Origin of the sequence: Pseudaquabacterium rugosum, assembly GCF_038066575.1 — a bacterium.
GTDB classification, from domain to species: Bacteria; Pseudomonadota; Gammaproteobacteria; order Burkholderiales; family Burkholderiaceae_C; genus Pseudaquabacterium; species Pseudaquabacterium rugosum.
Genome location: NZ_JBBUTF010000026.1, coordinates 56154 through 68351, shown reverse-complemented (window position 1 = coordinate 68351; position 12198 = coordinate 56154). Strand labels below are relative to the sequence as shown.

The following is a 12198-nucleotide window of genomic DNA, read 5'->3' as shown; positions in this document are numbered from 1 at the left end:
GCGCAAGATCCTCGACTTCCGGACCCCGCGCGAGGTCTATATGGAAATCGTCGAGGCGGAGTTGCTCAAACGGGGGCAACGGCAAACTCAAGGTGTTGCACTTCAAGGTTGACACCGCCCTGGAGCAGAAATTTCTGCTGACCGGTGAGGACGATTCGCCCAACAACTATCTGCTGAACGTCGGTCGCACCGGAGAGGGTGGCTGGGCCACGCCACGCCACCGTCACAACTTCGATCAGGTGCGCTTCGTGCTGAAGGGCAATTACCCTTACGGCGAAAACAAGGTGCTGCCCGAAGGCTGGGTCGCCTACTTCCCGGAGAGCGTCCACTACGGCCCGCAGGCGCGCCCCGAAGGGCTGGAGATGATGGTCTGCCAGTTCGGTGGTGCCAGCGGCAACGGCTTTCTCAGCGTCAAGCGCCGTGAGGCGGCGAACGATGCGCTCAAGAAGAGGGGCGAATTCAAGGCCGGCTTCTTCCACTACACCGACAACGCAGGCCAACCTCAGGTGCAGGACGGCTCCGAGGCCTGCTTCGAGCAGGCCACCGGGCGGCGCGTGGGTTTCGCGTCGCCGCGCTACGACGACCTGGTGGTGATGAACCCCGCGAACTACGCCTGGCTGCCGACCGCCGAGGCGGGTGTCTCGGTCAAGCCGCTGGGCAGCTTCACCGAGCGCAATGCACGACTGGGCTTCGTGCGCATCGAGGCCGAAGCCATCTATTCCGCCGGGCAGGAGGACTCGATCCAGATCCTGTTCGTGGCCAAGGGGCGACTGCTGGTCGAGGGGCAGGAACTGGGGCCGCGGTCGGCGTTGGAGTTCTGCGCCAACGAAGGCCCGGTGGGCCTGACCGCGCTCGAGCCGGTGGAAATCTTCTACATGGTGCTGCCGCGCTTCTGACTTCAACGAGATCCGACACATGAAGATCGCACGATTCTTTGATGGCCAGCGCACGCGCCTGGGCCAGGTCGACATCCTGCGTGGCGTCGTGACGCCCCTGGCCCTGTCGAACGACGACACCGCCGCATTCATCGAGGCCCGTCTGGCGCACCCGGGTGCTGCCACGGCGACCGCCGGTGAGGCTGTCGCACTGGACAAGATCAAGCTTCTGGCGCCGCTGGTGCCCCACCGCAACATCATCTGCGTGGGCAAGAACTACCGGGCGCATGCCAAGGAGTTCTCCGGCAGCGGCTTCGAGGCCGGCGCCGTCAAGGGCCAGGAGATCGACGAATTTCCGGCGGTCTTCAGCAAGCCGCCGAGCACCGTGATCGCCGACGGTGAGACGGTGGACCTGCACCCCACGGCCACACAGGCCGTGGACTACGAGGCCGAACTGGCGGTGATCATCGGCCAGGGCGGGCGCGACATCGCCGCGGCCGATGCGATGAAGCACGTCTTCGGCTACACCATCGTCAACGACGTGACCGCGCGTGACCGCCAGAAGAACCACAAGCAGTGGTTCCTCGGCAAGGCGCTCGACACGTTCTGCCCGATGGGGCCGTGGATCGTGACCGCTGACGAGATCGACGGCGCGAATCTCGACATCACCTGCCATGTCAACGGTGAATTGCGTCAGCAGGCCAGCACCCGCGACCTGATCTTCGACATCCCGACCCTGATCGCCACGATCTCGGCGGGCCTGGCGCTCAAGCCCGGCGATGTGATTGCCACGGGCACGCCGGCGGGCGTGGGCATCGGCTTCACGCCGCCGCGGTTCCTGAAGGCTGACGACGAGGTGGTGATCGAGGTGGGGGGCATCGGCAGGCTGAGCAATCGATTTGCCTGAGCGCGCACTGCGAAGCGAACTACCATCGGTCTGTTCTTCTTCGAGTCTTTCCTTCCTCAGGCATTACATGTGCGCGACGAGGGCTGGGGCTCGCAACCGACCGATCCGTTCGTGTCCATCCAGGGTACCGGGCGCAAGACGCTCCTTCACACCGAGGCGCTTGGCGCCGATCCGCGCAAGCTGCTCTATCTGGCGACCGTGATCGAGGAGGGCAGTCTGATCAAGGCTGCCCGCCTCCTGGGCATTTCGCAACCTGCACTGTCGAAGTCCATGGATCGGCTCGAGGCCGGACTGGGCGTTCGACTGCTGCATCGCAGTGCTCTCGGCGTGAAGCCCACCGCGATGGGTGAGCTGTTCTATTCCCATGCTCGCCTGATTCGCGATGAGACGCGGCTTGCGCACTCGCGGGCGCAGGGCGCGGACGGACCGGGCACGCTCACCGTGGGCACCCTGCCCAGCATTGCCAGCGGCGTGATGCCGCAGGCCGTGGCCGCCTGGCGCGAACGCCATCCGGCGATCCGCATCCGGGTGATCGAGAAGGTGCAGATCGAACTGCTGCTCGGGCTGCTGCGCTGTGAGCTCGATGTCATCGTGGGGCAGACCGAGTTCTATGACATCTTTCTCGATGGTCTGAAGCAGCGAGTGCTGTTTCGTGACCGGCTGCGTGTGCTCGCAAGGCCATCGCATCCTCTGTTCGACCAGGTGCGGGTTGGCTGGGCGGATCTGGCCCGGTGTCCCTGGGTTTGCCCGATCGTCGGTTGGGCACAGCACACGCTGCTGGAGCGGCTGATGACGCAGGCTGGCGTACAGCCACCGCAGGACCTGGTCGAGTGTGGTTCGATCGATTTCACCAAGGGGCTGCTGCAGTCGAGCGAACACCTCGCCCTGCTGCCTGAACACGCGGTCACGGCCGAGATCCTGAAGGGTCGCTTGCGGGCCCTGCCAGTCGATGCACCTGAGTTCAAGCGTGACATCGCCGTCATCTTCCGCGAGGCGTCGCCACCGGATTCCATTGCCGCAGACTTGATCGCGCATATCGCCGCCGCCGGAGAGGCGCAGACGCGTCGCCTGGGTTGACGCGCCATTCAGCCTGGATTCGGGCCCAGGCCGTCGCCGGGTCCGTGATGCGTGTTGTCGCCAATCAGCCCGGTGTCCGTCCGCGGGCCTCTCGACGGACCATTCCGGGCGACGGTGCACCCGTCCGTGCAAAGGCCACACTCATGTGGCTCTGGCTGGAGTAGCCGACCTGTTCGGCCACCATGGCCAGTGACAGGCCGGTCTGCTTCAGCAGTGCCAGAGCCTGGATCTGTCGCTGTTGCTGCACGAACTGCAATGGTGAACAGCCGGTGCTTCGACGGAACAGACGCGTGAACTGCGGTGTGCTGTACCCCGCGATGGCGGCCAGGTCGTCCAGTCGCAGATCCTCGCCCAGGTGGGCGAGGATGTAGTCCGTCACCCGATCCAGGCTGGCGGTCGAGAGCTGGCCACGTTCGCGCTGATGGGTCTGCGTCGAACGCTGGCGCAGGTGCATCACGACGCCCAGGGAGAGTGATTGGGCGTACAAGGCCCCGTTGGGGCAACCGGCCGCGATCTCACGGGCCATCCGCTGCATGACCGCCGACAGCGCGTCGTCGTGGAACTCGATGTCGGTCGACCAGTGCGCTGCACCGTGTGGGCCCTCGGCCAGCTCCGGCCACAGAAGCTCCGCCGAGTCGAGGGTCAGTTCAACCCGGCGGGCACGGCTCCATTGCCATTGCTGGGCGTACAGGTGGGTGCCAGAGGCGAAGTAGCCGGTGGATCCAGCCGTCAGATTCCACTCGCCGGTGCGGCCACGGTGGCAGAAGCGGGCCAGTGAGCCGCCGGTCTCGATCGTGACCAGCACTCTCCGGTCAATGCATGAGTTTCCCGTCGTGACGTGGGGCTCGACGGCGAGCCATTCGACGGGCAGGCCCTGCCAGTGGCGGACATCCTCCGCACAAAGCAGCGGGTGCAGTGGACCGGGGGGTGTCCGGGTCGGACCGGAAGAGCGGGATGACATCGACGGGTGTGCGGTAGGAGGCGCGCTTTACACGCCAGCAAAGTCTAGGTCGTCACCGCCTGTTCGGCATGTGTGCTGTCGGCATAGCAGCTAGTGAGATCCAGGTCTCCTGGGAAACCCTGGTCGGTGATCGGCACATGACAGGGTGATCGGATGCTGAAAGACGACGCCGTCCCTGCTCGGATGCAATGCGCCCATCCCGGAGCGGTGAGCCGCCGAGGGACCTGAAGTCAGAGGATCCACATCATGAACGTACTGCCCTTCGCCCGCGCCCTGGTCTGTCTGGGGGCCATCGCGGCCTGCTCCGCACAGGCTCAGGAGAGCGTCACGCTCAAGGTGCACCACTTCCTGCCGGCCGGCTCGGCCGCCCACCAGCAGTTCATCCAGCCCTGGTGCGACAAGATCGCGCGAGAGTCGGGCAACCGGCTGAAGTGCCAGATCTACCCGTCGATGCAGTTGGGCGGCACGCCGGGCCAGTTGTTCGACCAGGTCAAGGACGGCGTGGCCGACGTGGTCTGGACGCTGACCGGCTACACCGCCGGCCGCTTTCCGCTGACCGAGGTCTTCGAGCTGCCGTTCATGATGCAGAGCCCCGAGGCCACCTCGAAGGCGCTGTGGGACTACACCCAGAAGCATGCGGCCCGCGAGTACGCCGCGGTGCACCCGATCGCTTTCCACGTCCATGGCGACGGTGTCTTCCACATGCGCGACAAGCCGGTCAGGACCATGGCCGATCTCAAGGGCGTGAAGCTGCGCGCGCCCACGCGCCAGACCACCCGCCTGCTGGCCGCGCTCGGCGCCACGCCGGTGGCCATGCCGGTACCCCAGGTCAGCGAGGCGCTGGGCAAGGGCGTGATCGACGGGGCCGTCGTGCCCTACGAGGTGGTGCCTTCCGTCAAGATCCAGGAGATCGTCAAGTACCACTCCGAGACCGATCCGTCCGAGCCGGCGCTCTACACCTCGACCTTCATGTTCGTGATGAACAAGGCGAAGTACGAAGGGCTGCCGGTCGACCTGAGGAAGGTCATCGATGCCAACAGTGGCCAGGCCCTGTCGGGCCAGATCGGCAAGGTCTTCCTCGCCGCTGATGCCGCGGGCAAGAAGCTGATCGGCGGCAACCCGGTCAACGTCATCCCCAAGTCCGAGATCGAGGCCTGGAAGAAGGCCGCCGTGCCGGTGCACGAGGGCTGGATCAGCGAAGTCAACGGCAAGGGTGCCCATGGCCAGCAACTGCTGCAGGCCGCCCGTGAACTGATCCAGCAGCACGCGGCCGCTCTCCGCTGAGTCCGCCGCCGTGGCGGCCATCCGCCGGGTCCGTGCGCGCACGGCTCGCGGATCGCGGATCGCGGATCGCCGCTGACGGCGCTGGCGGCCACCGTTCCTTCCCCCCCGGCGATGGGTTTCGGGTGGTGGGATCCCTTCTTTCCCCGGCCTGAGCGCGAGCTGCCCCTGTGCGGCCGCGTCAGGCGGAGCCATTCCCATGCAAGAACCGATTCCAGGCGCGGCCACGAGCGGCGCCCCTCCGGGCTTCGGCCCCACCGGCCGGCTGCTGCTGGCCTTGTCCAAGGCACTGTCGATGGTCGGCGGCCTGGTCTTCGTCGCGCTGGTGGTGATGAGCATCGTCAGCATCGTCGGCCGCAAGCTCGCCTCGGCCCCGGTGCCGGGCGATGTCGAGATGCTGCAGATGTGTGCGGCCTTCGCCACCGCCTGCTTCTTCGCCTACTGCCATCTGGTGGGCGGTGACGTGAAGGTCGACTTCTTCACTGCCCGTTGCAGTGACCGCGCCCGCGCATGGATGGATGCGGCCGGCTCGCTGCTTTTCGGCCTGGTCGGTGCGGTGCTGGCCTGGCGCAGTGCGGTCGGCGCGCTCGACATGCGCGAATCCGGCGAGACCAGCGTCATCCTGGGCTGGCCGGTGTGGCTGGCGCAGATGCTGATGCTGCCCGGTCTGGTGCTGATGGCGATGGCCGGGCTCTACATGGTGGGTGTGCATCTGCGGTCCCCGGACACCGTGATGACGGGAGCGGTCCGATGAGCGGCATCGCGGCGGGTTCGCTGATCTTCGTCTGCCTGATGGCCTTGCTGGCGTTGCGCGTGCCCATCGGCATCGCGATGTTCGCCATGGGTTCGGGCGGCCACTTCCTGCTCTCGGGCGCCGAATGGGCACCGCTGCTGAGCACCTGGAAGCACGTGGCCTGGGCGCGGCTGTCGAACTACGACCTCATCGTCATCCCGATGTTCCTGCTGATGGGCCAGTTCGCGACGCACGGCGGGCTCAGCCAGGCGCTGTTCCGCTTCGTCGCGGCCTTCATGGGCCATCTGCGGGGCGGCATCGCGATGGCCTCGATCGGTGCCTGCGCCGGCTTCGGCGCGATCTGCGGATCGTCGCTGGCCACCGCGGCGACGATGGGCCAGGTGGCGCTGCCTGAACTGCGCCGTTATGGCTACGCCGGCAGCCTGGCTACAGGCGCACTGGCGGCCGGCGGCACGCTGGGCATCATGATCCCGCCGTCGGTGCCGCTGGTGATCTACGCGATCCTGACGCAGGAGTCGATCGGCAAGCTGTTCATGGCCGCGGTGCTGCCCGGGCTGATCGCGATGGTCGGCTACATGATCGTGGTGCGGATCATCGTGCGGCTGAAGCCCGAGGCCGGCCCGGCCGGCCCCGTCGTGCCCTGGCCCGAACGGCTGAAGGCCCTGGCCCAGGTGGCGCCTGTGCTGGGTGTGTTCCTGGTGGTGATCGTGGGCATCTACGGCGGCTGGGCCAACCCGACCGAGGCCGCGGCCATCGGTGCGGCGGCCTGTGGCGTGCTGGCCGTGGCCACCGGCGGCATGCGCCTGAAAGGCATCGTCGAGAGCGCGCTGGGCACGGCCCAGGCCACCGCGATGATCTTCCTCGTGCTGCTGGGCGCCGACATGCTCAACACCGCACTCGCGCTCAGCCAGATGCCGGTGGAACTCGCCGCCTGGGTGCAGGCCAGCGGCCTGACGCCCATGGTGGTGATGGTCGCGATCCTGGTCATCTACATCCTGCTGGGTTGCGTGATGGACTCGCTGGCGATGATCCTGCTGACCATCCCGATCTTCTATCCGGTGGTCATGGGCCTGGAGTTCCACGGCCTGACGGCGAGCGACAAGAGCATCTGGTTCGGCATCCTGGCGCTGATGGTGGTCGAGATCGGTCTCGTCCATCCGCCGGTGGGAATGAACGTCTTCATCATCAACCGCCTGGCCAAGGACGTGCCGCTGGTCGAGACCTTCAAGGGCGTGATGCCCTTCCTGGCCAGCGACCTGCTGCGCATCGTCCTGCTGCTGGCGGTGCCCTCGATCTCGCTGGTGCTGGTACGCAGCTTCAGCGGCTGATCCGCCCGGTCCGAGGTGCGGTCTGCCGGCCGTGCCACGGGCCTGTTCCGGAGACTTCGGCCAGCGACAGGAAGAGCGCGGCCGATCCACTCCCTTCCACCCGTGCCTGTACGAGGAGACCTCCATGCGCACTCCAGACATCCGCCCAACCTCCAGCCTGAACGCACCCGCGCACCCTGGCCGTCATCGTCTGCGGCGTGGCGCGCTGGCCTGCGCTGTCGCGCTGGCGACCCTGCTGGGCGCCTGCGGCGGCGGCGACGATGACACCACGCCGTCCGCACGCTCGTACTACCAGGTCCGCATGGTCGAGAACCTGGCCTATGGTCCGTCGCGTCCCGGCAATCTGCTGGACCTGCACCTGCCGCAGACCGGTGACGGCAAGGCCCTGCCCCTGGTCATCTGGCATGCGGGATCGGCCTGGCTGAGCAATGCCAGCAAGGATGCCCCGATGGCCAGCATGGCGGTGCAGGAGTTCACCGCGCGGGGCTTCGCCGTGGCCACGATCAGCATCCGTTCCAGCCTGGACGCGCGCTTTCCGGCCCAGGGGCATGACGTGCGTGCGGCCATTCGCTGGCTGCGCGAGAACGCGGCCACCTACAACATCGATCCGGATCGATTCGCCTTCATGGGGGATTCGTCCGGTGGCTGGGCGACCGCCTTCGCGGCAGCCACCAGTGGCATTGCGCAGCTGCCAGGCGAGACGGTGGCCAACGGCACGTCGAGCGCGGTGCAGGTGGCCGTGCCGTTCTACCCGCCGACGGATTTCCTGTCGATGGACAGCTTCGCCGCGGCCCACACGCTGCCCAAAGGCTTCGCGTACCCCCACGATGGCAAGTCCTCGCCCGAAGGGCTGCTGATCCAGTGCCCCGGTGAGCCGGTGCCTACGGCCTTCCCGGACGCCAATCCTGCCCTGGCCAGCATCCAGGACTGCCCGGCCGAGACCCGTGCCGCCAACCCCATCACCTACATCACCGGCCGCGCCGTGCCGATGTGGGTGATGCACGGCGGCGCCGATCCCCTGCTGCCCTACAACCAGAGCGAAGGGGTCTACGACGCCGCGCGGGCCCAGGGCAGCGTGGTGCGCTACACCTACGTGCCGACGGCCGTGCATGACCTGACGACCATCCTCGGCGCCTCCGGTGCCGTCACGCGCACGTCCAGCCAGGGGCAGGAGACGCGCAGCGAGGGCCGCGGTCCGACCTGGGACGATGTCGAGACGTTCGTGCGGGACAGCTTTCCGCGCTGAGATCGCTCGTCCGCGCCAGGCTCACCAGGCATGGGCCTCCGGCACCTCACGTCGTGCAACTCGCGCTGCACCGGCGCGGTGCCGGCATCGACCGTGTGCACGGTACCGTCGGTGTCGCGCTGGGGGGCATGGTCGAAGAGGCGTCGGTCCTCGGGGGGTGTCCGAGCAGACCGAGCGCCGTCCAGCCAGCGGCCTGTCGCAGGACGTGGCGGCGCGTCCTGCGCGCCGTGCGAGGGGATGGGCGCATCCTTCGGCGTTCAGTCGGCCAACAGCGCGCGGAAGTCGTGGGCGATCGCGTCCAGCTGCGCCGCAGCCACATCCACGCAGCCGTAGAAGGCCAGCGGTGCCGCGTAGTCCATGCCGACGTACAGGGCGCTGGCCTTCATCGGTGCCAGTACCTCGTCCATCGTCGCGTGGATCACGCCCTGGGGCGAGTAGGTGTGGGCGGTGGCGCCGGCGCTGACCACCAGCTGCATCGTCTTGCCGCGCAGGGCCTGGCCGCCCGGGCCGTGTGACCAGCCCCAGGTCCACACCCGGTTCAGATAGGCCTTGAGCATCGGCGTGAGGTTGAACCAGTGGATCGGGAAGACACAGATCACCCGCTCCACCCCGGCGTAGGCGGCCTGCTCGGCGGCGACGTCGATGCGGTGCTCGTCGTGGCCGTACAGCGCCTCCAGATGGCGCACGGTGGTGTCCGGTGCCTGTCGTGCCGCCTGCAGCAGGTGGCGGGTGACGACGGAGCGTTCGATGTCGGGGTGGGAGACGAGGATGAGGGTGCGCATGATGATGACCGGAATGAGGAGAATGCGGCCATTCTGGAAACCTCGATTCAAGAAGTGAAGCGCATCAACGGTTGATGCACTCATGAATCCAGGTTGAAAATCGCGAGGTCGTCCGGGATGGGCCCGGCCTTGCGCGTGTGCGCTTTCATCCGATGGAATCTCCCCAGCGCGTGCGCGCGATGCTGTCCTTCGTGCAGGCGGCCGATGCCGGCAGCTTTGCCGCGGCCGCGCGCGCGCTCGGCATCTCGCCGGCGGCCGTCAGCAAGAACATCGCCGGTCTGGAGGGCGCGCTCGGCGTGCGCCTGATGAACCGCACGACCCGATCCCTCGGCCTGACCGAGGAGGGCGAGGTCTTCCTGCGCCAGGTGCGCATCGGGCTGGAGGCGTTGCAACAGGCCACCGAGGGGCTGACCGCCGGCCGCGCCGCACCCACCGGACGTGTCCGGATCTCCAGCAGCGCGGGTTTCGGGCGCGATCAGCTGATGCCCGAACTGAACGGACTGCTGGTGCGCTATCCGGGGCTGGCGGTGGATGTCGACTTCGACGACCGCCTGGTGGATCTCGTGCAGGAGCGCTACGACATCGCGCTGCGCGGCGGCGACATCAGCGACTCCTCGCTGGTGGTGCGGCGGGTGTGCCAGCTGCGGCTGGTGCTGGTGGCCTCGCCGGAGCACCTGGCCCGCCACGGCGTGCCGCGCACGGTGCAGGCGCTGGCGCGCCATCCGCTGCTGGCCCGGCGCTTTCTCGGCGGCCGTGTCTCGCCGTGGAACTTCCGGGCCGCGGACGGCAGCATCCGCAGTCTGGATCTCGGCTCGGCGCGCATGACGCTGTCCGCGCCGGAGGCGCTGACGCAGGCGGCCGTCGATGGCGCGGGCGTGGCCCAGGTCGGTGCGCACCAGGTCTGGTCGCATCTGCGTGCCGGCCGCCTGCGCCTGCTGCTGACCGACAGCCATGAGGCCGGCGATTACGAGATGACGCTGCAGTACCCGCACCGTGCGTTGCTGGCGCCACGGGTGAGGGTCACGGTCGAGCATCTGCTGCAGGCCTTCGCACGGCGTGAGGAGCTGCATCTGTCGCCGCAGGCGCTGGCACCTTTCGTGGCCTGAGCTGCTGCGCCTTGGCGCGCTCAGAACCCGAACAGCGCGCGCCCGTTGTCCCAGCCGATGCGCGCCCGCAGGGCCGCCGGGGTCCAGGCGATGAACAGGTCCATCAGCGCGGCGGTCGACGGCTTCACGCCGCCGGGTCGGGTGTGTGGCCAGTCCGATCCCCACAGCAGGCGCTCGGGCGCGGCCGCCAGCAGGGCCTCGTGCACGGCGCGGGCGTCGGCATGATCAGGACCCGCATCCGAGATGTTGGCGATGCCCGAGAGCTTGACCCAGACCGGCGCGTCGCGCATCAGCGCGGCCAGGGTGCGCAGGCCGGCGTGGCGCGCGCCGAGCGCGGCCGGGGCGCGGCCCATGTGGTCGATCACCACCGGCACGCGGCTGCGCTGCAGGCGCGGCGCCAGGCCGGGCAGCAGCCGGCTGTCGGTGAACAGCTGCAGGTGCAGGCCGCGCTCGGCCAGGCGGGGCTCCAGCGCCTCGAAGGCCGGCCAGCGCACGAAGCCGCCGCGGTCGCGCGGGTCGCCGGGTTCGAAGTGCGACAGGCGGATGCCGCGCACGCCGGCCGCCTGCAGGCGGTCGAGCTCGGCATCGCCCACGTCGGCGTCGACCGCGGCGATGCCGGCCAGGGTGAGCGGTGCCAGCGCCTGTGCCTGGGCCAGTGCGGCCAGCAGCACGCGGTGGTCCGTGCCGTAGACGCTGGGCTGGACGAGCACGCCGTGGCTCACGCCCAGCGGTGCCAGGGTGTCGCGCCACTGGGTGATGTCCGCTGGCTCCGGCGTGTAGGTGCGCTGCGGCGCCATCGGCGCCAGGTCCAGCGGGGCGATGACGTGGCAGTGGCTGTCGATGAAGGCCATCGGTGGGGCGGGGTGTGGGCTGTGCCGGCGTCAGTCGAGCGTGATCCGGGCCGAGCGCACGATGCGCGCGGTGCGGGCGATCTCGCTGCGGATGAAGGCAGCATAGTCGGTCGGGCTGCCGGGCCGCACCTCGGCGCCCAGACGGGCGAATTGCTCCTTGACGGCCGGGCGGGCCAGCACGCGGCCCAGCGCCTGGTTCAGGCGCGCGGCCAGTTCGGGCGTGGCCTGGCCCGGCAGCACCAGGCCCAGCGTGGTCGAGGCGTCGAAGCCGGGCACGCCGGCTTCGGCCAGTGTCGGCACCTCCGGCAGCAGGGCCGCGCGCCGGGCGGTGGTGACGGCCAGCGGCCGCAGCCTGCCGCCGTGGATGAGGGGCAGCACCGACGACAGCTGGTCGACGTGCAGGTCCACATGGCCGCCGGCCAGATCGGTGTTGGCCGGCGCGCTGCCCTTGTAGGGCACGTGGGTCAGCTGCACGCCAGTGGCGTCCTGGAACAGCTCGCCGACGATGTGGTTGCCACTGCCGCCCCCGGCCGAGGCCATCGTCATCGCGCCCTTGCGGCTGCGGGCCAGCGCCAGCAGCTCGGCCACGCTGCGCACCGGTGATCCGGCACCGACGACCAGCACCATCGGCACGCTGGCGATCAGGCCGACCGGCGTGAAGTCCTTGACCGGGTCATAGGGCAGGCGCGGGTACAGCGAGGGCGCGGCCAGATGGTTGATCGGCGAGGCGATGCCCAGCGTCAGCCCGTCGGGTGCCGCCTTGGCCACCGCATCCAGGCCCAGCGTGCCGCCGGCGCCGGCCTTGTTGTCCACCATCACCGGCTGGCCCAGCTCACGCGCCAGTTCAGGGGCCAGGATGCGGGCGCTCAGGTCGACGTTGCCACCGGGCGGGAAGGGCACGATCAGCTTGATCGGGCGATCACCGGTGCTGCCTTGCGCCCGCAGCGCCAGCGGCTGCTGCAGCAGCAGGCCGCCCAGGCCCAGGGCCGGCAGATGAACGCACAGCCGGCGACGGTTCAGCGACGTCATG

General features: G+C 68.7%; 12 protein-coding genes. 8 read left to right on the top strand and 4 right to left on the bottom strand.

Annotation, left to right across the window (positions count from 1 at the left end):
- The first annotated feature begins 95 nt into the window (after window positions 1-95).
- From AACH11_RS21820 to AACH11_RS21810, 3 genes are all read left to right on the top strand, one after another.
- Window positions 96-896: a hypothetical protein gene (locus AACH11_RS21820; protein ID WP_341376390.1), complete on the top strand. Its 801-nt coding sequence runs from the start codon at window positions 96-98 to the stop codon at window positions 894-896.
- A gap of 19 nt (window positions 897-915) precedes the next feature.
- The gene (locus AACH11_RS21815; RefSeq protein ID WP_341376389.1) at window positions 916-1782 is read left to right on the top strand and encodes a fumarylacetoacetate hydrolase family protein; all 867 of its coding nucleotides are present in this window, start codon (window positions 916-918) and stop codon (window positions 1780-1782) included.
- Window positions 1783-1851: 69 nt separating this feature from the next.
- On the top strand, window positions 1852-2859 hold the full coding sequence (locus AACH11_RS21810; RefSeq protein WP_341376388.1) for a LysR family transcriptional regulator: 1008 nt from the start codon (window positions 1852-1854) through the stop codon (window positions 2857-2859).
- 64 nt (window positions 2860-2923) lie between these two features.
- Here the strand turns inward: AACH11_RS21810 and AACH11_RS21805 are convergent, their stop codons facing one another.
- Window positions 2924-3664, bottom strand: coding sequence for a helix-turn-helix domain-containing protein (locus AACH11_RS21805; RefSeq protein WP_341376387.1), 741 nt, complete (start codon window positions 3662-3664; stop codon window positions 2924-2926).
- Between the two features lie 402 nt (window positions 3665-4066).
- Here AACH11_RS21805 and AACH11_RS21800 point away from each other — a divergent pair, with 402 nt between their 5' ends.
- The 4 genes from AACH11_RS21800 (at window position 4067) to AACH11_RS21785 (ending at window position 8429) form a co-directional block, all read left to right on the top strand.
- Window positions 4067-5104, top strand: a complete 1038-nt coding sequence (locus AACH11_RS21800) for a TRAP transporter substrate-binding protein (RefSeq protein ID WP_341376386.1) — start codon at window positions 4067-4069, stop codon at window positions 5102-5104.
- Window positions 5105-5300: 196 nt separating this feature from the next.
- On the top strand, window positions 5301-5855 hold the full coding sequence (locus AACH11_RS21795; protein WP_341376385.1) for a TRAP transporter small permease subunit: 555 nt from the start codon (window positions 5301-5303) through the stop codon (window positions 5853-5855).
- Window positions 5852-7183 (top strand): TRAP transporter large permease, encoded by a 1332-nt coding sequence (locus AACH11_RS21790; RefSeq protein ID WP_341376384.1) that lies wholly within the window; start codon window positions 5852-5854, stop codon window positions 7181-7183. Before AACH11_RS21795 ends, AACH11_RS21790 begins: the two co-directional genes overlap by 4 nt.
- Before the next feature lie 124 nt (window positions 7184-7307).
- Window positions 7308-8429, top strand: a complete 1122-nt coding sequence (locus AACH11_RS21785; RefSeq protein WP_341376383.1) for an alpha/beta hydrolase fold domain-containing protein — start codon at window positions 7308-7310, stop codon at window positions 8427-8429.
- A gap of 257 nt (window positions 8430-8686) precedes the next feature.
- Here AACH11_RS21785 and AACH11_RS21780 read toward each other — a convergent pair whose 3' ends face one another.
- On the bottom strand, window positions 8687-9211 hold the full coding sequence (locus tag AACH11_RS21780; protein WP_341376382.1) for an NAD(P)H-dependent oxidoreductase: 525 nt from the start codon (window positions 9209-9211) through the stop codon (window positions 8687-8689).
- 152 nt (window positions 9212-9363) lie between these two features.
- Here AACH11_RS21780 and AACH11_RS21775 point away from each other — a divergent pair, with 152 nt between their 5' ends.
- On the top strand, window positions 9364-10317 hold the full coding sequence (locus tag AACH11_RS21775; protein ID WP_341376381.1) for a LysR family transcriptional regulator: 954 nt from the start codon (window positions 9364-9366) through the stop codon (window positions 10315-10317).
- 20 nt (window positions 10318-10337) lie between these two features.
- On the opposite strand, the gene AACH11_RS21770 is transcribed toward AACH11_RS21775, so the two are convergent.
- Together AACH11_RS21770 and AACH11_RS21765 are read right to left on the bottom strand one after the other, a co-directional pair.
- Window positions 10338-11168: an amidohydrolase family protein gene (locus tag AACH11_RS21770; RefSeq protein WP_341376380.1), complete on the bottom strand. Its 831-nt coding sequence runs from the start codon at window positions 11166-11168 to the stop codon at window positions 10338-10340.
- Between the two features lie 30 nt (window positions 11169-11198).
- Entirely contained in the window at window positions 11199-12197 is a 999-nt protein-coding gene (locus tag AACH11_RS21765; RefSeq protein ID WP_341376379.1) for a Bug family tripartite tricarboxylate transporter substrate binding protein, read from the bottom strand.
- Window position 12198 lies beyond the last annotated feature (1 nt).

Coding starts and splice junctions, on each gene's coding strand:
- AACH11_RS21800 (WP_341376386.1), top strand. CDS start 4,067: ATGAACGTACTGCCCTTCGCCCGCGCCCTGGTCTGTCTGGGGGCCATC.
- AACH11_RS21780 (WP_341376382.1), bottom strand. CDS start 9,211: ATGCGCACCCTCATCCTCGTCTCCCACCCCGACATCGAACGCTCCGTC.
- AACH11_RS21775 (WP_341376381.1), top strand. CDS start 9,364: ATGGAATCTCCCCAGCGCGTGCGCGCGATGCTGTCCTTCGTGCAGGCG.
- AACH11_RS21790 (WP_341376384.1), top strand. CDS start 5,852: ATGAGCGGCATCGCGGCGGGTTCGCTGATCTTCGTCTGCCTGATGGCC.
- AACH11_RS21815 (WP_341376389.1), top strand. CDS start 916: ATGAAGATCGCACGATTCTTTGATGGCCAGCGCACGCGCCTGGGCCAG.
- AACH11_RS21770 (WP_341376380.1), bottom strand. CDS start 11,168: ATGGCCTTCATCGACAGCCACTGCCACGTCATCGCCCCGCTGGACCTG.
- AACH11_RS21785 (WP_341376383.1), top strand. CDS start 7,308: ATGCGCACTCCAGACATCCGCCCAACCTCCAGCCTGAACGCACCCGCG.
- AACH11_RS21765 (WP_341376379.1), bottom strand. CDS start 12,197: ATGACGTCGCTGAACCGTCGCCGGCTGTGCGTTCATCTGCCGGCCCTG.
- AACH11_RS21795 (WP_341376385.1), top strand. CDS start 5,301: ATGCAAGAACCGATTCCAGGCGCGGCCACGAGCGGCGCCCCTCCGGGC.